The following is a 22,679-nucleotide window of genomic DNA, read 5'->3' as shown; positions in this document are numbered from 1 at the left end:
CGCCCCGGTTGGCGTTACAGCCGCTTAATGCTACCGCCGCGTTTGTGAAGAAGTTCTACCAATCCGCCCCTGCCCAGGCGTTCATCGCCTGGGCTGCCGCGCGTTACCTCACCCTGGTCGCGCGCACGCTGCGCTGGCGGGTGGAGGGCGAGTCGCATCTGCGCCTGATGGCGGGGGACAAGCCTCTCATCGTGGTGTTTTGGCACGAATCGCTCCCTTCGATGCCCATTTTCTGGCTGCGCGCCAAACGCCTGGGGATGACCCGCCCGGCCGTGGTGCTGGCCAGCCAGCACCGTGACGGCCAGCTCATCGGCCAGGCGGTGCAGCATATGGGCATCGCCCTGGTTTCTGGCTCCTCCTCGCGCGGCGGCGCGGCGGGGTTGCGCGGGCTCATCAAGGCCCTTTCCAATGGCATGCATGTGGGCCTCACGCCTGACGGCCCGCGCGGCCCGCGGCGTGTTGCAGCTCCCGGCGTCGCCCAGCTTGCCAGCCTCAGCGGGGCGCAGATCCTGCCCTGCGGCGCCCTCACCTCGCGCGCCAAAACCCTCGACTCCTGGGACAAAATGCGCCTGCCGCTGCCCTTTGGCCGTGGCGCCCTGGTCTGCGGCGCGCCGATTACCGTTGCGCGGGATGACTGGCCGGCGGGTGTTCCCGCCGTCACCGCCGCGCTTAACGCCGTGATGGACCGCGCGGCGGAGCTGCTATGATCCTGCCCTCCTACAACGCCGCCATGCGCCTCGCCGCACCGGCGCTGCGCCGTATGCTTGCGCGCCGGGTGAGCAAGGGCAAGGAAGACCCGGCCCGCCTGAGTGAGCGTTTCGGCATTGCCTCCCTGCCCCGCCCTGAGGGAACGCTCGTCTGGTTCCACGCCGCCAGCGTGGGGGAGACGATGTCGGTCCTCCCGGTGATCCGCGCGCTGGCGGGGCGGGCGCAGGTTCTGCTCACCACCGGCACCCTCACCTCCGCCAGGCTCGCGGCCGGACGCCTGCCCGGCTTTGCCCGCCACCAGTTCGTGCCGCTGGATCATCCCGTTTGGGTGAGGCGTTTTCTGGATCACTGGCGGCCGGAGGCGGCGGTGTTCGTGGAGAGTGAAATCTGGCCGGGAATGCTCACCGCCTGCGACGCCAGGGGCATCCCGCGCCTGCTCATCAACGCGCGCATCTCCGCCCGTTCGGCCGCCAAATGGCGGTGGCTGCCGCCTCTGGCCATGCGTCTGCTTGGCGGGTTTCGCGCCGTTCACGCGCAATCGCCGGGCGATGCCGCCAATCTGCGCGGCCTTGGCGTGGGCAATGTGCTCGAATGGGGCAATCTGAAATTCTTTGCCCCCAAACTTCCGGTGGAGGCCGCCGCCCTGGCCACGCTGCGCCGCGAGATCCCCGGCCCGGTGTGGCTTGCCGCCAGCACGCATCCCGGTGAGGAAATTCTCGTCCTGCAGGCGCATGAAGCCTTGCTGGAAGCCCATCCAGATTTGGTCACCATCATCGCCCCGCGCCACCCCGAGCGTGGCGCGGAAGTGGCCGCCCTGGCCGCCGCGCCGCGCCGCAGCCTGCGCGAGGCCCCGCGGCCGGGAAAAATCTATGTGGCGGATACGCTGGGCGAACTCGGGCTGTTTTTCCGCGCCGCGCCGTTCGCCTTTATCGGCAATTCGCTGGCGGGTTTTGGCGGGCACAACGTCATCGAACCCGCGCTGCTGGCCCGCCCGGTCATCACCGGGCCGCATAATGAGAATTTTGTCGAGGCCGCCGCCCGGCTGCGCGACGCGGGCGCATTGGTGGAGGTGGCGGATGCTCCCGGCCTCGCCGCCGCCGCGCGGGCCTGGCTGGACAACCCCGCCGCCGCGCAAGCCGCCGGAGCCGCCGCGCAGGCGGCGTTCGACGCGGCGGAGAACCTGCCCGCCCGGCTAGCCGGGTTGATCCTGGCCGCCATACCATGAAAACGCCCGCCTTCTGGGCCAAACGCGGCATTCTGGCCTATGCGCTCAGCCCGCTTGGCGCCATCACCGCCATGCTCACCGCCCGGCGCGTTGGCAAGGCCGGGTTCAACCCCGGCATCAAGATCATCTGCGCCGGCAACGCCGGGGCGGGCGGGGCGGGCAAAACCACGGTGGTGCTGGATTTCCTCTCCCGGCTGAAAGGCCCCGCCTTCGCGCTCACGCGCGGCTACGGCGGACGGCTGGCTGGGCCGGTCCTGGTGGATCCCTCCGTCCACACCGCCGCCGATGTGGGAGACGAGGCGCTGCTGCTTGCCGCCGCCGCCCCCACCATCGTGGCGCGCGACCGCGCCGCCGGGGCCAAGCTGGCGCTGGCCGAGGGCGCCGCCGTGGTGGTGATGGACGATGGGCTGCAAAACCCCTCGCTGGTGAAAACCCTCTCCGTATTGGTGGTCGACGGCGGGTATGGCTTTGGCAATGGCATGCTGCTGCCGGCGGGCCCCCTGCGCGAACCCGTGGCCAGCGCCGCCGCGCGCTGCCAGGCGGCGGTGCTCATAGGCGCTGATGAAACCGGCGCCCTGGCCGCTCTGCCGCCCGGCCTGCCGGTGTTGCGCGCCGCGCTGGTGCCCGATTGCGCGCGGAGCCTGAGCCGCCGACGGGTGATCGCCTATGCCGGGATCGGACGGCCGGAGAAATTTTTCCGCTCGGTGCTCTCGCTGGGCGCGGATATTGCGGCCACCCATGCCTTCCCCGATCATCATGTATACACTGCGCTCGATTCGGCACGGCTGCTGAATGAGGCGGCGGAGCTGGGGGCAACTCTGGTGACGACCGCGAAGGATTACGTGAAACTGCCGCCGCGGCTGCGCGCGGCAAGTCTGCTGGTGAGTGTGCGCCTGCAATGGGAGAACGAGGCGGCGTTGGAGGCTTTGTTGAAATGAGTGAGGTGAAGCTGGCGCACCGCGAGGTGAAACTGGCGCACCGCGCCGAGGCGCTGCTGGTGCGCGGCGTGCTCGGCCTGTTGCGCAACCTGGCACCCGCCACCTCGGCCCGAATCGCGGGCGGCGTGGCGCGCGTGCTTGGGCCGCTCATCCCGGTCTCGAAAATCGCCGATAAAAACCTACGCATGGCGATGCCCGAGCTGGACGCCGCGCAGCGCCGCAAGATCATCGGCGAGGTATGGGACAACCTCGGCCAGACCGTGGCGGAACTCACCCGCATCGGCGAGCTGCACCAAAGCGAATCCGGCCCGGGCTATATCGTCACCGGCTGGGAGGAGCATGTCGCCCCGGCGCTGGCCAAGGGCGGCCCGGCGATTTTTTTCACCGGGCATATCGGCAACTGGGAGATCATTCCCCCGGCGGCGTTCTCGCGCGGGGTGGATATCGGCTTCATGTACCGCGCCGCCAGCAACAAGCTGGTGGATGATATCATCCTGCGCCTGCGCGAGGCCAATTTCGGCCGCAAGATCATCATGTTCGCCAAGGGCGGCGCCGGGGCGCGGCAGGCCTATGCGCATCTGGCGCGCGGCGGGCATCTGGGCATGCTGGTCGACCAGAAGCTCGACAACGGCATTTCCGTGCCATTGTTCGGCATTCCGGCGATGACGGCCTCGGCCATGGCCAGCTTCGCGATCAAGTTCAAATGCCCGGTGCTGCCGGTGCATGTGGTGCGTATCGGCCCGGCGCGGCTGCAGGTGATCTGCGACCCGCCGATGACCGCCCCTGACACCGGCGGCCGCGACACCGACGTGGCCGCCATGACGGCCGAAATGAACCGCATTCTGGAGCGCTGGATCCGCGAGAAGCCCGGCGCCTGGCTCTGGCTGCATCGCCGCTGGCCAAAAGCCTTGTACAAATAGCCGGTGCCAATTGCCCCGCCACGCGGTAAGATGCGCGCATGACCTTCTGGCGCACCAAGACATTAGCGGAGATGAGCAAGGCGGAGTGGGAGTCGCTCTGCGACGGCTGCGGGCGCTGCTGCCTGCATAAATTGCGCGATGAGGATACCGATGAGGTGAGCTTCACCAATGTCGCCTGCCGCCTGCTGGACCTGAACACCTCCCGTTGCTCGGACTATGCCAACCGGCGAACCAAAATCCCCGATTGCGTGCAGCTCACGCCCAGGAAGCTGAAGACCGTTGACTGGCTGCCGCCCAGCTGCGCCTACCGAAGGCTGGGGGAAGGCAAGGACCTGCCGCCCTGGCATCCGCTCATCACGGGCCGGGCGGAAAGTGTTGTCGAGGCCGGCGCCAGCGTGGCCGGGCGGGCGCTGAGCGAGCGCGACGCCGGGCCGCTGGAGCACCATATCGTCGAATGGCCCGGCAAGCTGCCCAGGGTACGGCGATGAAAAACAACGAGCTCACCACCGAGATGGTGCCGGTGCAGGGCGCGCTGGCGCCGGTGGCGTTCCGGCGTTCGGTGCGTGCTGCGAAAATCTCCCTGCGGATCGACCCGGCGCAGGGCGGCATCGTTATCACCTTGCCGCCGCGCGCCTCACGCCGGGCGGGCCTCGCCTTGTTGCAGACTCATGAGGCGTGGGTGGCGGAAAAACTCGCCGCCCTGCCCCGCGCCCTGCCCTTCCTGCCTGGCGCGATGGTGCCGGTGCATGGGATTGAGCATGTCATCCGCCCCGTGCCCGCCGGGCGGGGCGGCGCGTGGATTGAGGGGCGGGAAATCCTGGTCACCGGGGAACCGGAATTTTTAAGCCGCCGCGTGGCAGATTGCCTGCGCCGCCTGGCGCGCCAGCGGCTCACCGCGCTCGCCGCCGAGAAGGCGCGGCATGCCGGGGTTACCCCCCGATGCGTGCGGGTGAAGGACACGCGCACCCGCTGGGGTTCCTGCGCGCCGGATGGCACGCTGGCCTTCTGCTGGCGGCTGATCTGCGCGCCCGAATTCGTGCAGGATTATGTCGTCGGGCATGAGGTTGCGCATTTGCGCCACATGAACCACGGGCGGCAGTTCTGGGCGCTGACCGAACAACTGACCGCCCACCGCATTGCCGCCAGCGCATGGCTGGGCACGCATGGTCCCGCACTGTTGAGGATCGGCTGACGGTACTAACTTAAAAAAAAACCTGAAAGGTCCGCGTCGTGAAAGCTGTCGCCTTTACCCATTCAAAACCCATTACGGCCTTTGACTCGCTGGAGGATGTCGACCTGCCAATGCCCGTTCCCCGGCGGCATGATCTGTTGGTGGAGGTGAAAGCGGTTTCGGTTAATCCGGTGGACACCAAACTGCGCCTCTCCGGCGAGCCTTTGGGTGAGCCGCGTGTGCTGGGGTTTGATGCCGCGGGCATCGTGCGCGAAATCGGCCCCGAGGTTCAGCATTTTTCAGTGGGTGATGAGGTTTATTATGCCGGCGTGCCCACGCGGCCGGGGACGAATGCGGAGTTTCATCTGGTTGATGACCGCATTGTGGGCCACAAGCCGAAATCCCTGGGTTTCGCACAGGCGGCGGCGCTGCCGCTAACCGCGCTGACCGCGTGGGAAATGTTGTTCGACCGTTTCAACCTGCCGCGCGCGCGCGCCGCCGGAGGCATACTGCTTATCGTCGGCGGGGCTGGCGGCGTCGGCTCAATGGCGATTCAGCTTGCCGCCCAGCTTACCGGCCACACCGTGGTGGCCACCGCCGCCCGCCCCGAAACCGCCGACTGGTGCCGCGCCCTGGGCGCGCACCACGTATTCAACCACCAGCACGATCTGGCGACGCAGTTTTCGCAATTCAGCCTGAATGCGCCGGAACATATTTTCTGTGTCACGCATCAACGGCAGCATTTCAAGAAACTCACCGAGCTGCTGGCCCCCGAAGGCGCCATCGGCATTATCGAATCTGACGCCACGGCCTTGGATATTTCCGCGCTGATCAAAAAGTCAGGCACTTTGCACACGGAGTATATTTTCGCTCGCGGTATTTTGAAATCACCCCAGATCACCGCGCAGCACCGCACGCTGGAGGCCATTGCGCATCTGGTCGACAATGGCACGCTGCGCAGCACGATGACCGAGAACTATGGCAAGATCAACGCGGCGAATCTGAAGCGCGCGCATGGCGCGATCGAAGCGGGTTCGGTTCGCGGCAAGATCGTGCTCGAAGGTTTCTGAGCGCCGGCGGGCTTTTGGAGCGGGTTCGAATTGGCGCTCCTGCGCCAATTCGAACCTATTGCGCTAGAGACTGATCGCTTTAAGTGCGATCAGTCTCTAGCCGTTTTTCTGAGGGCGATTCACGCTTTCGGCTCGCTCGGTTGAGCGAACCTCAAACGATCGCGCTCTAACTGTTCAACCCCGTCTCGGGCGAGAGCATCGCGTTGCGGCTGGCGAGGCAGGGCGAGACGAACAGATAGCCGCGATAGCCGCCGGCCAGCGTGCGGGCGGAAACCATGATCCAGAAGCCAACGAGAACCACCACGAGGCATCCACCAAAATCGGTGAAGAAACCCATGCCTGTCTGCACACCAAGGTTAAGCGTGGCCAAAGTGAACACGCCGAGCGGGAAGGTGAACCCCCACCAGCCCATGTTGAAGGGCAGGCCCTCATCCAGATAAGTGAGGGTGATGCCCACGGCCATGAACAGCCACCATGCGCCATAGCCCCAGAACACTAACCCGCCGAAAATACCCAGGCCATGCGCGACGGCGCCGATGTCGGCCATGCCAAGCCCGGCCAGAACACCCGGCGCATCATGCCCCAGCACCAGCAGGCCCAGGGCGCCAGTGCCGAGCGGCCCCAGGGCCAGCCAGCTTGAAACCGCCATGTCCCGCTTGGGCAATTTGTGCAGCACCATCCGCAGGAACAGCACCACCAGCACGCCGCACGCCAGCGGCACCGAAAAAGCCCAGAGTACATAACTGAGAAACAACATATGCGCGGCGGCCACGGGGCTGGCCAGATGCACCAGCAGCAACCCGCCGCTGGCCGCTGTCACTTCTGCGGGAACAATCGGCAGCAGCCAGATCGCCGTCATGGATTCAAAACTATGCGTCTGGCGGGTGAACATGAGGAAGGGCACGAGAAGGCCGATACCGATGGCCAGCGCCGCGTCGATCCACCAGAGCGTGAGCGCGATGCCGACCGCCCGCGACCCGATCAGGGCAATTCCGAAGGCGAGAAACCCGTTGATGATCGTCGCCAGCCCCATGGGGATCGCCCCCAGAAACATCGGCATCACCGAATGGGTGAAAATCGGCATGGCATCGCGCGGGAAAAATATCCAGCGGGCCAGATAAAGCACCGTGCAGAGCACAAACAGCGGGATGTTGAGCAGCCACAGCCCAACCGCGATCTGGTGCAGCAAGGACAGATGCAGCGGGAAGAGGTTGAGCGCCAGCGACACCACGCCGGTTCCCATTGTCACGGTAAACCAGTTCGGGGTGAATTGCCTGACGATTTCGCGCGGATGCGGGTGGTGCGAGAATGGTTTGGACAGATGGAAAGACATGAGGGTCCTCAATGATTTGAAAATGACCATACAGCGCTGGATTACTTTAATAAAACCGAATGTTTTTATTGTTTCAATCTAATTAAATGGTTAATTTCGCGTTGAGCTGAAGCTTTTGCTTCGAGAGGAACCGGCCATGACCCTTGAACAACTACGTATTTTTATCGCCGTGGCCGAGCGCGCGCATGTCACCAGGGCGGCGGCGGCACTGGGGCTGGGGCAGTCGGCCGTGAGCGCCGCCATTGCCGCGCTGGAGGCACGCCATGGCACCAAATTATTTCACCGGATCGGCCGGGGGATCGCGCTCACCGAGGCGGGGGAGCAGTTTCTGGGCGCGGCGCGCGCCGTGCTGGCCCAGGCGGATGCCGCGCAGGCCCTGTTGGAAGACCTCGCCGGGGCCACGCGCGGGCGGCTGCATGTGCAGGCCAGCCACACCATCGCCAGTTATTGGCTGCCCCGGCATCTGGTGGCGTTCCGGCGCGCCTATCCGGGCATCGAAATAGAACTCACCGTGGGCAACACTACCCAGGTGGCGCGGGCGGTGCTGGAGGGCATCGCCGAGATGGGGCTGGTGGAAGGCAATGTGGAGGCTCCGAGCCTGTTGAGCCGGCAGGTCGCGCGTGACAGCATGGTGCTCGTCGTGGGGCCGGACCACCCATGGGCCAGCGTGGAAAAGCTGGAGCCGGCGCAACTGACGCAAAGCGAGTGGGTGCTGCGCGAGCCGGGTTCGGGGACGCGCTCGGAATTCGAACATGCCCTGGCCGGCTTTGGCCTGAATATCAGCAATTTGCGCGTGGCGCTTGAACTGCCCTCCAACGAGGCGGTGCGCGGCGCGGTGGAAGCCGGGCTGGGCGCCACGGCGCTTTCCGCCTCCGTCGCCGCCCCCAGCCTGGAGGCTGGGTTGCTCCGGCAGGTGAATTTGCTCCTGCCCGAGCGCGCGTTTCATCTGCTGCGCCACAAACAGCGCACGCCCAGCCGCGCCGGGGCGGCGTTTGGCGCGCTGATCCAGCCGGACTGAACCTTCCCAAACTTTTGCCGGGGGCCGCGCCTGGCCGCGCGCGGCAGTATGACCCGGTAAAGTTTAAATTTTGCCCGATTGACATACCATCCGGATGGATTGTATGTAGCGACAACCGCGGACCGCTCAGGCGCCACGAACAAAAAATCAAGGAAGGAACCGCCCATGCCGCATGCCATTGGCCCGGCCGTGAAAATCGACACCGCGCGAGGCACATTCAACGTCGCGCGCCGCAACTTTGTTGATCCCGGCATTTTGCAGGCCGAGCACGACCGTATTTTCGACCATTGCTGGCTATATTTGGGCCACGAAAGTGAGCTGCGCGAGCCTGGCGCGTTCCTGACCCGCGCGGTCGGCGGGCGCAACCTGCTGTTCACGCGCGACAACCAGGGCAAGCTCAACGCCATGCTCAACGCCTGCCCGCACCGTGGCGCGCAGGTTTGCCGGGAACGTTCCGGTGTCGCGAAAACCTTTCAGTGCTTCTACCATGGCTGGGTTTTCGGCACCAACGGCGCGCTGCGCGGCCTGCCCGGCGCGGATGCGTATCAGCCGGACTTCCAGCAGCGCCCGGAAACGCAGATGACACATGTGCCCCGGCTGGAGTGTTTTCGCGGATTTGTGTTCGTGAACTTCGACAGGGACGCCGTTTCGCTTGAGGATTATCTTGGCAACGCCAAGGAATATCTCGAACTCGTGGCCGACCATTCGGAGGCGGGGATGGCCATTGTCGGCGGCACGCAGGAATATGCGATCCGCGCCAATTGGAAGCTGCTGGCCGAGAACAGTTTTGATGGCTACCACGCGGCAACCAACCACGCGACCTATCTGGACTATCTGAAGTCGACCACCGGCGGGCTGGTGCCGATTGCGCTCTCCGGTACGGGCCGGGCGCTGGGCAACGGCCATGGCGTCGTGGAATATAAGGCGCCCTGGGGCCGGCCGATCGCGCAGTGGATTCCCGCCTGGGGCGAGGAGGGCAAGGCGCGCGTCGATGCCATCTACCAGAAACTCGTGGAGCGCCACGGCGAGGCGCGCGCTGAGCGCATTGCCCATAGCAACCGCAATCTGGTCATTTTCCCCAACCTCGTGGTCAACGACATCATGGCGGTGACGGTGCGGACCTTCTACCCCAAGGCCCCCGACCTGATGGCGGTGAACGGCTGGGCGCTGGCGCCGCAAGGCGAGCATGCCGACGACCGCCAGGCGCGGCTCTATAATTTTCTTGAATTCCTCGGGCCAGGCGGCTTTGCCACGCCCGACGACATCGAGGCGCTGGAGCAATGCCAGGCCGGGTTCAGCAACATGAGAGAAGCCCCTTGGAATGATATTTCCCGCGGCATGGGCAGGCAAACCCCGGCCTATGATGATGAGGCGCAGACACGCTCATTCTGGACCGAGTGGAACCGCCGCCTGTTTGGAGACCAAGCATGAGCCACAAAACCCCGCTGACACGCAGCGACATTGAAGATTTTCTGTTCGCCGAGGCGGAGCTGCTGAACACCTGGCGCTTGCCGGAATGGCTGGCGCTGTTCACCGGTGATGGCGTTTATTATGTGCCCTCGACGGACGTGGCGCCCATGGCCTCGCCGGAGAACAATTTGTTCTATATCGCCGACGATCATTTCCGCCTGAGCGAGCGGGTGAAGCGGTTGATGAAGCGGACCGCGCATGTGGAATTCCCGCGCTCCAAAACCATGCGCCTGGTCAGCAACGTGCGGATTTTGGCGCAGAGCGAAGACAGCCTGAGCGCCAGCGCCGCCTTTATCACCTACCGCACGAAGGATGCCGTGACCGACACCTATTTCGGCACACATTATTACCAGTTCGCGCGCGATGACGCGGGGCTGAAAATCCGCGAGAAGCGCTCCATGCTGGCCTCCGACGGGCTGCGCGCGCAATGCCGCATCAGCATCATCATTTAGGGGGCGGCCGATGAGTCCAGCGAAGCTTTCAGGGAATGTCGCCATCGTCACCGGGGCGGCGCGCGGCATCGGCTATGCTATCGCGCAGCGGCTTGCCGCCGATGGCGCGCAGCTCGTGCTGGCCGACATGGACGAGGCCGGGCTGGCCGACGCGGCCCGCCGCCTGACCATCTACCCGACGCACATACCGGTGAGCGTGGCTGGAGATCTCTCGCTTCAGGACGTGGCGGAGCGGACCGTGAATGCCGCGATCGCGCGGTTTGAGCGCATCGACATTCTGGTCAACAACGCGGGCGGAGGCGTGATCCGCCCGTTTCTGGAGCATACGCCCGAGACCTTGCGCACCACCATCGACCGCAATTTATGGACCGTGCTGTGGGCCACATGGCTGACGCTGCCGCATATGAAGGCGCAGGGCTATGGCCGCATCATCAACATGGGCGCGGATTCAGTGCGCAACGGCCTGTGGGAACATGCCGCGTATAATGCCGCCAAAGGCGGCGTGCATGGGCTGACCACCGGGCTCGCGCGCGAGTTCGCGGGCGATGGCATCACCGTCAACACCGTGGCACCCCCGGCGGTGAATACGCCGCAACTGGCTGAGTATATTGCCCGCGCGCCGGAGGTGGCGAAAAAATTCATCAGCGTCATCCCCATGGGCCGCGCGGCCGAAATGAGCGAGGTTGCCTCCATGGTCAGCTATCTGGCCTCACCTGAAGCGGGCTTCGTGACGGGGCAGGTCATCAGCGTTAATGGCGGCAGTACAATGCTTTGAAGGAGAACCGAGCCTTGACCACATTCGCTGCATTCACGGCCGCCGCGCTGGCGCCGGGCGAAATGAAGAAATTGGTGTTGCCCGATGAGCGGGCGATTGCGATTTATAACGTCGATGGAAAATTCTACGCGACCGATGATCTGTGTACGCATGGCGAGGTCTCGCTCACCGAGGAGGGCATTCTGACCGGCTGCATCATAGAATGCAGCTGGCATTTTGGCAGTTTTGACGTGACCACCGGCGAGGTGGTGACGACACCGTGCAATAAGAACCTGCTGACTTACACGGTCAGCGAGATTGATGGTGTGCTCCATGTTGACGCCTGACACGCACGAACCCCCGGCGCGCAAGCGGCGCACGCAGGAGGAGCGAAGCGAGGAGACCAAACAGCGCATTCTGCAAGCCGCCACACGGCTGACCGTGCGTAAGGGCTACGCCGCGTTGCGTACGGCTGATGTCGCGGAGGAGGCCGGGGTTTCCAAGGGCGCGTTGCAGCATCATTTCGAATCCAAGGAGACGCTGGTGATCGCGCTGGTGGAACATGCCTTCAACAACCAGATGCTGGCCAGCCGGCAGCGCGCGGCGCAACGCGATTCAACGCATGATCTGATCGAGATGGTGATTGAAGACGCCAAGGAATTTTTCTTCAGCGAATATTTTCTCGTCGCGGTGAATCTGGTGCTCTCCAGCCAGCCGCCATCGCAATTACGCACGGCGGTGCTCGCCATCAGCCAACGCGCGCGGCTGCCGGTGGAAGCCGCATGGAAACAGGCGTTCATCGCGGCGGGCATCCCCCAGGATATCGCCACGGAACTGCTCAGCCTGACGCTGGCGATCGTGCGCGGGTACTCAATACGCAATCTGTGGGACGACAACACCGAATGGCAGAACCGCTGCTTTGCCACCTGGGCCGGCATGGTGCGGCTTTATGCCGAGAAACACAGGCAGGATGGCAATGACGCAGGCTAGGCTGGCAGCGCTGTGCTACGCGCGCGTGCCGGTGGCTGATGCCGCCGCGGCGGCGCAGTTCGCCGAGGCGACGCTCGGATTGCAGCGCGCGGGGGACGTGGCAGGCGAAATCCGCTGGCGCAGCGGCCCGCCGGCGTGGAGCCTGGCGCTGACCGCCGAGGCGCAACAGGGCCTCGGGCTGGAAGTGGCGGATGAAGCCGCGCTGGCGGCAATCGCCGCCGCCCTGCCCCGTGAGGGTTTCATATGTTCATGGGCGGACCGTGAGCTTTGTGAACAGCGCGGCGTGGCGCAGGCGCTGCTGGTGCGCGATGCCTCGGGCAATGCGCTGGAGCTTGTGCTGCGCCCACGGCTTTTGGCCAGCCGCTTTTTTCCGCCGCATGACAGCGGCATCACCGGCCTGCACAGCATCGGCCTGCGCAGTATGGATGTGGCGCGCGACACCAGGCTATGGACCAGCCTCCTCGGCGCGCGGGTTGCCGGCCGGGTTGGCGATATCACTTATCTGGCCTTCGATGATGCGCATCACCGCATCGCGCTGTATCCATCAGACCGTGCCGGGCTGTTGTATATCGGCTTCGGGGTGGCGGATTTCGACTACCTGATGCAGCACAATTACCGGCTGGAAGCCCAACAAACCCGTATTGTACACGGCCCGGGGCTGGAGGCCGTCTCCGGTTCCAGCTTCCTGCGCTTCGCGGGGCCAGGCGCGCTTGCCTGGAGCTTCGTTCACCCGGCCGCCCCGGCGGCGCCGCGCGCGCCCCGGCAATTCGCCCTGGCGGCGGAGGCGTTCTGCGCCTGGGGCAGCATCTGCACCGAACTGCCGGAACTCAACCCGCACCACGCAAAAAGGCAAACGCCATGATCGAACTGAAAGACCTCAGCTATGTCCGGCTCGGCACCGCGGACCTTGCTACCGCCGAGACTTTCGCAACCGGCGTGCTGGGCCTGGAAGTGCGCGAGCGCCGCCGCGATGCGCTTTATCTTCGCTCCGACCAGCGCGCACATTCGCTATGCTATTTTGAGGGCGCGCCGGAGGAGCAGATCATCGGCTTCGAGGTCGAAAACACCGCCGCGCTAGACGCCGCCGCCGCCGCGCTGGAGGCATTGCGGCACAAGGTGCGCCGTGGTTCGGCGGCGGAGGCGCAGGCGCGATATGTCAGCGAATTTATCAACTTCCGCGATCCCACCGGCAACCAGATCGAGCTGGTGACCCGCCCGCAACTCAGCGCCAGGCGGCATTTTCCAAGCCGTGATGCGGGGATTACCGGATTCAACCATGTCGGCCTGAACTCCACCGACCCCGTGCGCGACGAGGTTTTTTGGACGCAGGTTTGCAACGCCCGCGTCAGCGACCGTATCGGCGATATTCCGTTGATGCGCATCAACGCCATTCACCATACGCTGGCTTTGGTGCAGGCGGCCCAGCCCGGCATCCAGCACATCAACCATCAGGTGGCCGAGGTCGATGACGTGATGCGCTCTTACTATTTCCTGCGTGAACACAATGTGCCCATCGTATTCGGCCCCGGCCGTCACCCGACTTCCGGCGCGCGGTTTTTATATTTCAAAGGCCCTGACGGCGTGGTCTTTGAATATTCCTGCGGCGTTGGCGAAATCGCCGATGAGGCCACGCACCGCCCGCGCCAGTTCACGCGCGAACCGTTGAGTTTCTGCATGTGGGGGGCCACACCCGGCGGATTGATTCCGGGCGTCTAACATCATGGCGCGGCCACGCGCTTTTATCCGAACAACTGGGGATTATAAAAACATGACCGCAACCACACCGGAAATCGCAAACAGCATCAAAACCGGCGGCTACAACACCAATGTTCACATCCAGGGTGAGGGCAAGCCCGTCATTTTCATCCACGGCTCGGGGCCGGGCGTTACCGCCTGGGCCAACTGGCGCCTGATCATCCCGCAGCTCGCGCGCGATTTCCGCGTGGTCGCGCCCGACATGGTGGGTTTTGGTTACACTGACCGCCCGGAAAACATTTCCTACACCAAGGAGACCTGGGTGCGGCAGGTGAAAGACCTGATGGATACGCTCGGGATCGAACGCGCGGACCTGGTCGGCAATTCGTTCGGCGGCGGTATTTCCTTGGCATTCGCGTTGCAATATCCAGAGCGGGTCGGCAAGATCATCCTGATGGGGGCGGCCGGGGTGAAGTGGGAGGTGACACCAGGCCTCGCCGCGGTTTGGGGCTATGAGCCATCATTCGAGGCCATGCGCAACCTGCTGGATATTTTCGCCTATGACCGCTCCATCGTCACTGACGAGCTGGCGCAGCTTCGCTATGAGGCCAGCATCCGCCCGGGATTTCAGGAATCCTTCCGCACCATGTTTCCGCACCCCTTCCAGCGCTGGCTGGACGCGCTGGCCAGCGACGAAGACGAATTGCGCACGCTGGACAAGGAAGTTCTGCTCATCCACGGCCGCGAGGACCGCGTGGTGCCGCTGGAATCTTCGTTGCGACTCCTTAACCTTATTCCCAAGGCGCAGCTGCATGTGTTCGGCCAATGCGGCCACTGGACGCAGATTGAAAAGAGCGCTGACTTCACCCGTCTGACACGCGACTTCTTCACGGGCTGAAGCATGGCCACCGATATTCACACGCATATCGTCCCCGCCGGGTTCCCCGCCTATGCGGGGCATTCCGGCGAGGCGGCGTGGCCTTCCATTTGTCCGGCCGGCTGCGGGCACCGGCATGTGATGATCGGCGGCGGCATCTTTCGCACCGTGCCAACCTGCACGTCCATCGCGGCAGAAAGACTGGCGGATATGGACCGCCATGGCATCCAGCGGCAGGCGCTCTCGCCAATGCCGGAGCTGCTCTCGTATAAGTTCAGCGCCGATGATGCGCGGGCGATGGCGGCGGTGGTGAACAACACCATCGGCGCCATGGTGGAGGTTGCCCCAGCGCGCTTCACCGGCCTTGGCATGGTGCCCCTGCAGGACCCCGCCCTGGCCGCAACCGCTTTGCGGGATTTGATGCGCGACGGCCGGTTCCGTGGCGTGGAAATCGGCACCAACATTGCCGGTGTGCCGATTGGCGATGCGCGTTTCACGCCATTTTTCGCCGCGGCGGAAAACCTCGGCGCGGCCGTTTTCGTGCACGCGTTTCAGCCTTCGGGGCTAGACCGGCTGATCGGCCCGCCGGTGCTGGGTGCTGTGGCGGCCTTCCCCACCGAGACGGCGCTGGCGATTTCCGGCCTGATGACCGGCGGCATGCTCTCACGCTTCCCCGGATTGAAAATCGCCTTCAGCCATGGCGGCGGCGCGTTCGCCTCGGTGCTGCCGCGTCTGCAACACGGGTGGCAGGCGCTCAAACCGTTACAAACGCTGATGTCTGAATCACCGGTAAAAATCGCGCGGCGGTTGTATTATGATACGCTGGTCTATGACGGGCCAACCCTGCGCCACCTCGTGGATATATTCGGCGCGACACAATTGATGATCGGCACGGACTACCCCTTTGAGATCCAGGAGGCCGATCCGCTTGGCGCTCTGGCGGCAGCTTGCCTGCCGCCAGAAACACTCACCCTGCTGCGCACGGAGAACGCGCGGCGATTTCTTGGGTGTTAGCCTTAATCGTCATCTCCGCCGTGCCAGCCCCAACCGCCGCCGACAACCACGCCAACCGGCGGCGCCACCGCATAGCCTGGGCCATAGCCGTAGCCGCCCGGATAATACACGCAACCAGCCAGGGAAACGCTCGCGAGAACCACGGCGGCAACCTTGACCAGGGTGCGTGACGAAAATTTCATGGTTCGGAAAGACATTGGTTACTCCTTAAATATATTCGACCGTAAGCATCGGCTATAGAGCAAATATACTCACTATTTAAGGCAGGTTTAGGGCGGCGAACCGGCGGCATTGTAAAACATTGCAACCAGCACCTCTATTTGATCCGCCTTACCCGCGCAACGAGCGCGCGCCGCGCGCGCGCCGCGTCTCTGCCCACTTCAAGCAGTTCAGGAATTTGCCCAGGATGGCGCAGCACGGAAAGCAGAACGCGCGCCAGGTCGATCCCGCCGTTATCCCTTAACCCCGCCAGCGCGGCTCGGGGCAGATTGCGCTCCGCCGGGTCCGCCACCGCGCGCAACACCGCGAAGGGCATGCCCCGCGCCGTGGCGGCACGGGCAACGGCACCGGATTCAAGGTCGATGGCATCGGCCCGGCCGCGGCGGTAAAGCAGCGCCTTGTCCCCGGCCGAAGCCGCGATCCGGTGCCCCGCCAGCATCGGCCGGCCGGTCGAGCCGCCCAGCAGCTCCATCAACCATGTGTCGCATGTATAGGTCTGCGCGCTCTCAAATACGGCGGAGGGCACCAGCACTGTTCCGGGCAACAGGCCAGGCCGCAACCCGCCGGCCAAGCCGAAGCTCACCAGCGCCTGCGCCCCGCCAGCCACCAGCTCCTCCGCCGCGCGCAAGGCACCCTCGGGGGTGCCGCCGCCCACCGCGACTGAAAAACCTGTCTGGCGCAATAACCCCGCCTCGGCGGCCAGGCCGGTCACAAACCCAATTTTGCTATGTTTCATATCATGCGTTTATCACAACGAACCCGGGGCGGAAATTATCCTTGCGGGACCAATCCGCTGTAAAGGGCAACCATCTCAGCCACATCGGGAATTTTCGGGTTGTTCTGCGGGCTGCCCGAGGCCAGCGCCTGCTCGGCCATCAAATGCGTCCTGGCGTGCCAGGCGGCGGCGGGGATACCAAATTGCACCGGCGTGGGCACATCAAGCTCGGTATTCAGCGCCTCCAGCCCCGCCAACAGCTTTGCGCCCGCGGATGCATCATCATCCCCCGCCCCGGCAAACCCCGCCAGCCGGGATGCCTGGGCATAACGCGGCAGCGCCGCGGACAGCGAAAAGCGCGTAACCGCCGGGAGCAGCATGGCGTTGGAGAGCCCATGCGGCACATGAAAATGCGCGCCGATGGGGCGCGACATGCCATGCACCAGCGCAACCGATGCGTTGGAGAACGCCAGCCCCGCCTGTGTCGCGCCCAGCATCATCGCGGCCCGGGCCTGTGCATTGCGCGGCTCGTGGAACGCCGCACGCAGATTGCCGCCGATCAGGCGCATGGCGGATTCGGCCAGCGCATCGGAGAGCGGATTGGCCCGGCGCGAAACATAGGCCTCCAGAGCGTGGGTTAAACTGTCCAGCCCGGTGTCGGCGGTGATACGCGGGGGCATTGAAAAGGTGAGTTCGTAGTCAACAATCGCCGCCAGCGGCAGCGCGCCCAAACCGGCGATGAGCATTTTTTCATCGCGCTCAACATCGCTAATCACGGTGAAGCGCGTCACCTCGGAGCCTGTGCCCGCCGTGGTCGGAATGGCGATAAGCGGGAGTTTCCCCGAATCGGCCAGGGCCGGGGCCTTGTAGTCGCGCATTTTTCCGCCCCTGCTGGCCAAAATGCTCATGGCCTTGGCGGTGTCTATCGGCGAGCCCCCGCCAAAGGCCAGCAGGCAGTCATGCTCCGGCCGAATCCGCGCGACCCCCGCCTCCACGATCATATCCGTCGGCTCAGGCACCGTCTCGGAAAACACATCGACCACCAGCCCCGCCGCGCGCAACGGCTGCGTCAGGCGCTCCAGCAGGCCCGAGGCAACCATGAATGGATCGGTGACGATAAGCGGGCGCCCCAAACCGAGCCGGGCCAGCACCACCGGAACCTTGGCCACGCCGCCGCCGCCAATTTCAAGAATCCGCGGCGCGTGAAAGGATATGGGCGTCATTGAGGTGCCTGAGTGCTGTTTCTGCGCCTAAACAACCGAAAAAATGTGAACGCACAATGGGAAAAATGGAAAAACCCAAGCCCGGACCGCTGTTGCAAGCCCATTTTGGGCCGAACAGCCCAAAAATTAAACTTTAATTATTAAATTTTCATTCATCTTATTCAATTCAATTGTCTGTGATATTGCTTGTGTGTTTATATACTCTGGGTAGAAATTACGTAATTTTACGCTGCAATGCAACCTTGAATAACAATCGCCTTTGACCAAGAACGGAGCCGTTATGACCGCAATCGTGACTATTTCTGGGTCGGCCTATTACACGGGCAGCTATAAAACGATTAGCGTGCAATCGGGCACTGTCGGGATCACTGGTGATGGCGATACGGTCCTGAGCAGCGCCTCGGATGTCGGCATCAAACTGAGCGGGAGCAACGGGCTCATCAGCGTCACGGGCTCCAACAGCACCATCACCGCGGGCATCCCTTCATTTGGCGCCTCGAGCTATGACAGTCTTTATCTAGGCGGCAACTACAACATCGTCGCGGACTATGGGTTTCAGGGCGGCGGGGTCACCATCAACGGCAGCCACAACACCATCGCTTCAAACCAGAAAATTGAGTCGGCGAATGTGATCGTCAACGGCTCCTATAATACGATCAACAGCCTGTATCTGGGCGGCAATATGACGATCAACGGTAGCAACGAGAATATTATCGTTGGCGCCGTCAATGTCGTGGTCAACGGCAATAACGACACGGTGACCTCCGTACTTGCCAAAAGCATCACCGATACGGGCAAGAATAACGTCTTCGTCAATGAAGCGATTCCGGGACAAACGATCCCCTATAATCTTCTCAATGGCAATGGAACGGCGGGAACCGACACAACGCCGGGAGCCGTGATCTCAATTACCGGTTCGGGCGCCAGCGTTACCTCCCTTACCAACAACAACACCGTCGTCGCCTCCGGCGGGCAAACCACGGTTTCCACGCAGAGCTACAATAATTCCATTTCCATCAGCGGCAGCCAGTCATCCGTGGTCACGCAGGGAACCAGCGAAACCGTCAGCGCCTCGGGTGCGGGCGATACCGTTTCCGCCGTCACCAGTGCCGGGCTAACGGTGAGCCCCTCGGCACCGGCGGCGGTCGTTGTGCTTTCGGGGAACTCATCGGTTGGCACGGTCTATAACGATGGCTCGTCCATCATCGATATCATCAACCCTCCCTCCCCCATGACCATCAATGTCATGGGCACCAATGCCAGCGTCACGGCCAATGCCGGCGAGACCATAAACGACTCAATCGGCGGCAATCATTTCTCCATTTCCGCCGCGAGCCTCGTGAACATCACCGGCAATGATACCGTGCAGGTGACCGACCGTTCGAATATTTCGCAGGACAGCATCAGCGGGTCGGTCATCAACTTTGGCTCCGATGACCTCTATAACGGCATGACCGGCAAGTTCGTGAACGCGAAGAACACGCTCAACGTGACGGGCAACGGCAATACCGGAATTATTTATGCCGCCAACCAGGATACGTTGAACGAAAGCGGCAGCGGCAACCTCTTTATCCTCGAGGCCGGCAGCGGCGTGAACACGCAGGGCGGCGCCATCAATGTTTCCGGCAACAACAGCTTCGTCGCGATGAGCGATAATAACACCATCAACGGCACCAATGGCGCGCAGATGGTTGTTCAGGCCAACAACAACATCATCACCGGATCGAACATCAGCCTTCAGCTCATGGGCACGGGCAACCAGGTCAACCTGAGCGGATCGGACACAGTCTCCGACAGCAGCCCCTACACCTATGAGACCAATTTTACCCCCAACCAGCTTACGCAAAACGCATTCACCGTGCAGAGCGGCCTGTATTCTCTGGGCGGCCTGGACAGCTTGCTGCAAACCCAGGGCACGGCGCAGATCACCCTGTTCGGCGGCAATGCCGTCACCCTCTCCGGCGCCAACGACACCGTGACCGCCGGCGACCAGGTCTATGGCGGCAACACCATCATCAATAACGGCGCCAACAACCTTATCGCCCTGCAGGAAACCAATCTTGCCGCGGACACCATCATCGCCAACGCCAGCACATCAGTAACGCTGACCGATATTCCCGGGGTGCATATCGGCGGCAACTCCGGCAACGCCATCGAAAAACTAACCTTCATCGGCACCAGCGGCACCTCCAGCACCATCCTCGGTGGTGCCAGCAATGCCGCCATAACCATGTCGGGCGGCGCCAGCACCGCTAACATCGTGTATGGCGGGTTTGGCGGGAATAACAGCCTGAATGGCGGGAGCGGCGGCGGCGATCTGTTTGCCGCGGGCGGCACCAATGACGTTCTCATCGGCGGCAGCGGTGGCAACAACACCCTTGTTTCAGCCGCCGGAAATGAGACCTTCTTCACCGCGGCGGTTGGAACCGACCTTATCTCCATCACCGGCGGCGGCGGCGTTGATGTTCTGCAGACATTCAAGGGCAGCCTGAAACTGGCCAGTAATCTGAGCGTGCAGAGCGAAACCACGGTTGGCGGTTCGCTCAACGTCACCCTCAATGACGGCACGCAGCTCATCTTCTCCGGGCTGACGAGCGTGACCCAGAACGGCAATCTATTTACCCATTAAAGCGCGATCGTTTGAGGTTCGCTCAACCGAGCGAGCCGAAAGCGTGAATCGCCCTGAGAAAAACGGCTAGAGCCTGATCACACCTAAAGCGATCAGGCTCTAATTCAATAGGCGAAAGCGCGGTGAACCTCAGGCTCCCTCAAAACCTGTGAGCACGTTCACCGCGTTGATGCCGATTTCCGCGACGGCGTAGCCGCCTTCCATCACAAAGAGCACCGGCTTGCGCAGGCTGGCGATGCGGGCGCCCATTTGCGTGAAATGCTCATGTTCAAGCAGGAAGTGGGAAATCGGGTCGTCCTTATAGGTGTCCACCCCTAACGAAACGACAACAGCATCCGCGCCATAGGCGGTGATGCGCTTCAACCCGGCTTCCAGCGCGGCTGACCATTCAGGCCAGGCCGTGCCCCAGCGCAACGGAAAGTTCAGGTTGAACCCCTCCCCCGCGCCCGCGCCAATTTCATCCTCCCAGCCCAGCAGATATGGATATTCCTGGTCCGGGTGCCCATGCAGGGAGACCAGCAGCACATCGTCACGCCGGTAGAAAATCTGCTGGGTACCGTTGCCGTGGTGGTAATCCACATCCAGGATCGCCACCCGCTTCGCCCCATCGTCCAGCAGTTTTTGCGCGGCGATGGCGGCGTTGTTCAGGAAGCAATATCCGCCGTAATGGTCAGCCCCGGCGTGGTGCCCGGGCGGGCGGCAGAGCGAGAATGCCCCGCGCTCACCCGAATTGAGCAACGCCACCCCGCTCAACGCGACATCAACGGAGGATTTGATCGCCTGCCAGCTGGTTTTGGTAATCGGCGTGCCACAGTCAAAACTGTAATACGCGAGTCGCCCATCCAGCCCGGCGGGCACACGATCCTCGCGCATGCCGCGCGACATCCAGGTATAAGGATATGCCGCCCCAGTGCGGCCCAACCCCTCCCACTCCGCCTGCGCGCTCTGCAGCAGGGCCACCAGCCCGGGCGCATGCACGCGGGTGATCGCGCTCACGGGGAAGCTCTCTGGCGGGCGTATCTCGCCCAGCCCGACCTCTTTCACCCGCCCCAATACCAGCTCGGCGCGCTCCGGTTTTTCAAAAGCCGGCAAAAATTCGCCAAAGATCAACTCGCCCGGACTCTGGTGCAACAGGTGGTCGGCGCTGAAAATTGTTTTCATGCCATTCATGATAATGCCAATTTTAACACGCGCGCAACCAGCGCGGCGGGTGAGTTCACCGCGGCCGCCATTCATGGTATCGTGAAGCAAAACAACCAGGAGGTGCGCCGTGACAACTTCGCTCGTGCTGACATTCGTTTCCCACGACAAACCCGGCCTCGTGAGCGCCATCTCCGAGAAAATCGCCGATGCCGAGGGAAGCTGGCTGGAGAGCCGGCTGGCGCGCCTAGCGGGTGAATTCGCCGGAATCGTGCTTATCAGCGTGCCCGACGCCAATGCCCCTGGCCTCACCGCCGCCCTGCACAGCCTGGAGGAAGCCGGGCTGCGGATCACCGTGGAACGCACCACGAGCGCGCCACCGGAAATCAGCTACAGAACCCTCGACCTGGAACTCCTCGGCCAGGACCGTCCGGGGATTGTGCGCGACGTCACCCACGCCCTGGGCCAGCTCGGCGCCAATATTGAAGAGTTCAGCAGCGGCATTGAAAGCGCCCCCTTCACCGGCGAGACCATGTTCCGCGCCGCCGCGCGCCTGCGCGTCCCCGGGAGCGTCACCACTGAGGACGTCCAGAAAATCCTCGAACGGCTCGCCGAGGAAATGATGGTCGACCTCACCTCCAGCGAAAACGAAGACGACTGATGGCGCAAAAAACCAGCCCGTGCGCGCCACCCGCGGCAGATTGCAGGCTCTCCTGCGGGAACCTGGAGGTAGAGAACCGGCTAAAACCTTCACCTTTGATTCGCCCTCAGTGGTAGGGTAAAGAGACCGCATTGCTACCGCCTTGCCTGCCATCACCAGACCACCCGTGAACATCATGTACACACCAAAACTGGATTTTGAGCTTCAGAAGCCAGTTAACGCCTTGATAAGTCTCCGTAGCTCAGCAGGATAGAGCACAGGATTCCTAATCCTGGGGCCGTGGGTTCGAATCCCGCCGGGGACGCCATTCTCGAACAAAAGTAATAACTTCCCCCGGCGTGTTCGGGAGGTCGTTCATTGCGGCTTTAGCCAGCACTCCTTTTGGACCGCTGGTAATCCCCCCTGCCATTAAGGGGATTGATAAGTAGAATTTTCTCGGCATTTTACGCGAGGAGAT

24 protein-coding genes and 1 tRNA gene are annotated in these 22,679 nt (G+C 63.2%); 20 read left to right on the top strand and 5 right to left on the bottom strand.

The window, feature by feature from the left end:
• Positions 1-44: 44 nt before the first annotated feature.
• The 7 genes from QQJ84_RS09535 to QQJ84_RS09505 are packed head-to-tail and all read left to right on the top strand — an operon-like array spanning position 45 to position 6,032.
• Positions 45-707: a lysophospholipid acyltransferase family protein gene (locus QQJ84_RS09535; RefSeq protein WP_284257935.1), complete on the top strand. Its 663-nt coding sequence runs from the start codon at positions 45-47 to the stop codon at positions 705-707.
• Positions 704-1,933, top strand: a complete 1,230-nt coding sequence (locus QQJ84_RS09530) for a 3-deoxy-D-manno-octulosonic acid transferase (RefSeq protein WP_284257934.1) — start codon at positions 704-706, stop codon at positions 1,931-1,933. The genes QQJ84_RS09535 and QQJ84_RS09530 overlap by 4 nt, the downstream gene beginning before the upstream one ends.
• A complete protein-coding gene (lpxK, locus tag QQJ84_RS09525; RefSeq protein WP_284257933.1) occupies positions 1,930-2,871 on the top strand; it encodes a tetraacyldisaccharide 4'-kinase in 942 nt (313 codons plus the stop codon). The genes QQJ84_RS09530 and lpxK overlap by 4 nt, the downstream gene beginning before the upstream one ends.
• Positions 2,868-3,791, top strand: a complete 924-nt coding sequence (locus QQJ84_RS09520; protein WP_284257932.1) for a lysophospholipid acyltransferase family protein — start codon at positions 2,868-2,870, stop codon at positions 3,789-3,791. The genes lpxK and QQJ84_RS09520 overlap by 4 nt, the downstream gene beginning before the upstream one ends.
• 38 nt (positions 3,792-3,829) lie before the next feature.
• Positions 3,830-4,279, top strand: a complete 450-nt coding sequence (locus QQJ84_RS09515; protein ID WP_284257931.1) for a YcgN family cysteine cluster protein — start codon at positions 3,830-3,832, stop codon at positions 4,277-4,279.
• Positions 4,276-4,983 (top strand): M48 family metallopeptidase, encoded by a 708-nt coding sequence (locus QQJ84_RS09510; protein ID WP_284257930.1) that lies wholly within the window; start codon positions 4,276-4,278, stop codon positions 4,981-4,983. Before QQJ84_RS09515 ends, QQJ84_RS09510 begins: the two co-directional genes overlap by 4 nt.
• Positions 4,984-5,021: 38 nt before the next feature.
• Positions 5,022-6,032 carry a zinc-binding alcohol dehydrogenase family protein gene (locus QQJ84_RS09505; protein ID WP_284257928.1) on the top strand — a complete coding sequence of 337 codons (1,011 nt, stop codon included), beginning with the start codon at positions 5,022-5,024 and terminating at the stop codon, positions 6,030-6,032.
• Between the two features lie 166 nt (positions 6,033-6,198).
• On the opposite strand, the gene QQJ84_RS09500 is transcribed toward QQJ84_RS09505, so the two are convergent.
• Complete coding sequence (locus QQJ84_RS09500) at positions 6,199-7,365, bottom strand: TDT family transporter (protein ID WP_284257927.1); 1,167 nt, start codon at positions 7,363-7,365, stop codon at positions 6,199-6,201.
• A gap of 136 nt (positions 7,366-7,501) precedes the next feature.
• Here QQJ84_RS09500 and QQJ84_RS09495 point away from each other — a divergent pair, with 136 nt between their 5' ends.
• The 10 genes from QQJ84_RS09495 (at position 7,502) to QQJ84_RS09450 (ending at position 15,635) form a co-directional block, all read left to right on the top strand.
• A complete protein-coding gene (locus tag QQJ84_RS09495; RefSeq protein ID WP_284257926.1) occupies positions 7,502-8,383 on the top strand; it encodes a LysR family transcriptional regulator in 882 nt (293 codons plus the stop codon).
• A 165-nt stretch (positions 8,384-8,548) separates the two neighbouring features.
• Entirely contained in the window at positions 8,549-9,814 is a 1,266-nt protein-coding gene (locus QQJ84_RS09490) for an aromatic ring-hydroxylating oxygenase subunit alpha (protein WP_284257925.1), read from the top strand.
• Positions 9,811-10,305 (top strand): aromatic-ring-hydroxylating dioxygenase subunit beta, encoded by a 495-nt coding sequence (locus tag QQJ84_RS09485; protein WP_284257924.1) that lies wholly within the window; start codon positions 9,811-9,813, stop codon positions 10,303-10,305. Before QQJ84_RS09490 ends, QQJ84_RS09485 begins: the two co-directional genes overlap by 4 nt.
• A 10-nt stretch (positions 10,306-10,315) precedes the next feature.
• Positions 10,316-11,080, top strand: coding sequence for an SDR family NAD(P)-dependent oxidoreductase (locus QQJ84_RS09480; RefSeq protein ID WP_284257923.1), 765 nt, complete (start codon positions 10,316-10,318; stop codon positions 11,078-11,080).
• A 14-nt stretch (positions 11,081-11,094) separates the two neighbouring features.
• Entirely contained in the window at positions 11,095-11,406 is a 312-nt protein-coding gene (locus QQJ84_RS09475) for a non-heme iron oxygenase ferredoxin subunit (protein WP_284257922.1), read from the top strand.
• Entirely contained in the window at positions 11,393-12,049 is a 657-nt protein-coding gene (locus QQJ84_RS09470) for a TetR/AcrR family transcriptional regulator (protein ID WP_284257921.1), read from the top strand. The genes QQJ84_RS09475 and QQJ84_RS09470 overlap by 14 nt, the downstream gene beginning before the upstream one ends.
• A complete protein-coding gene (locus QQJ84_RS09465) occupies positions 12,036-12,911 on the top strand; it encodes a VOC family protein (RefSeq protein WP_284257919.1) in 876 nt (291 codons plus the stop codon). Before QQJ84_RS09470 ends, QQJ84_RS09465 begins: the two co-directional genes overlap by 14 nt.
• Positions 12,908-13,765, top strand: a complete 858-nt coding sequence (locus tag QQJ84_RS09460) for a VOC family protein (RefSeq protein WP_284257918.1) — start codon at positions 12,908-12,910, stop codon at positions 13,763-13,765. Before QQJ84_RS09465 ends, QQJ84_RS09460 begins: the two co-directional genes overlap by 4 nt.
• A gap of 52 nt (positions 13,766-13,817) precedes the next feature.
• Positions 13,818-14,642 (top strand): alpha/beta fold hydrolase, encoded by an 825-nt coding sequence (locus tag QQJ84_RS09455; protein ID WP_284257917.1) that lies wholly within the window; start codon positions 13,818-13,820, stop codon positions 14,640-14,642.
• Between the two features lie 3 nt (positions 14,643-14,645).
• Positions 14,646-15,635, top strand: a complete 990-nt coding sequence (locus QQJ84_RS09450) for an amidohydrolase family protein (protein WP_284257916.1) — start codon at positions 14,646-14,648, stop codon at positions 15,633-15,635.
• Positions 15,636-15,637: 2 nt separating this feature from the next.
• Here the strand turns inward: QQJ84_RS09450 and QQJ84_RS09445 are convergent, their stop codons facing one another.
• The 3 genes from QQJ84_RS09445 to QQJ84_RS09435 form a co-directional block, all read right to left on the bottom strand.
• On the bottom strand, positions 15,638-15,832 hold the full coding sequence (locus QQJ84_RS09445; RefSeq protein ID WP_284257915.1) for a hypothetical protein: 195 nt from the start codon (positions 15,830-15,832) through the stop codon (positions 15,638-15,640).
• Between the two features lie 119 nt (positions 15,833-15,951).
• Positions 15,952-16,590: a phosphorylase family protein gene (locus tag QQJ84_RS09440; RefSeq protein WP_284257914.1), complete on the bottom strand. Its 639-nt coding sequence runs from the start codon at positions 16,588-16,590 to the stop codon at positions 15,952-15,954.
• A 35-nt stretch (positions 16,591-16,625) separates the two neighbouring features.
• On the bottom strand, positions 16,626-17,792 hold the full coding sequence (locus QQJ84_RS09435; protein WP_284257913.1) for an iron-containing alcohol dehydrogenase: 1,167 nt from the start codon (positions 17,790-17,792) through the stop codon (positions 16,626-16,628).
• A gap of 280 nt (positions 17,793-18,072) precedes the next feature.
• Between QQJ84_RS09435 and QQJ84_RS09430 the strand changes: the two genes are divergently transcribed.
• Positions 18,073-20,421 carry a beta strand repeat-containing protein gene (locus QQJ84_RS09430; protein ID WP_284257912.1) on the top strand — a complete coding sequence of 783 codons (2,349 nt, stop codon included), beginning with the start codon at positions 18,073-18,075 and terminating at the stop codon, positions 20,419-20,421.
• A gap of 129 nt (positions 20,422-20,550) precedes the next feature.
• Here the strand turns inward: QQJ84_RS09430 and QQJ84_RS09425 are convergent, their stop codons facing one another.
• Positions 20,551-21,582, bottom strand: coding sequence for a histone deacetylase family protein (locus QQJ84_RS09425; RefSeq protein ID WP_284257911.1), 1,032 nt, complete (start codon positions 21,580-21,582; stop codon positions 20,551-20,553).
• A 109-nt stretch (positions 21,583-21,691) separates the two neighbouring features.
• Here QQJ84_RS09425 and QQJ84_RS09420 point away from each other — a divergent pair, with 109 nt between their 5' ends.
• Positions 21,692-22,222: a glycine cleavage system protein R gene (locus tag QQJ84_RS09420; protein ID WP_284257910.1), complete on the top strand. Its 531-nt coding sequence runs from the start codon at positions 21,692-21,694 to the stop codon at positions 22,220-22,222.
• Positions 22,223-22,452: 230 nt separating this feature from the next.
• Positions 22,453-22,529 (top strand) — tRNA-Arg (locus QQJ84_RS09415).
• The last annotated feature ends 150 nt before the right edge of the window (positions 22,530-22,679 follow it).

Source organism: Acidocella aquatica, from assembly GCF_030160635.1.
GTDB lineage: Bacteria > Pseudomonadota > Alphaproteobacteria > Acetobacterales > Acetobacteraceae > Acidocella > Acidocella aquatica.
This window is presented reverse-complemented; position numbering and strand designations above follow the sequence as displayed.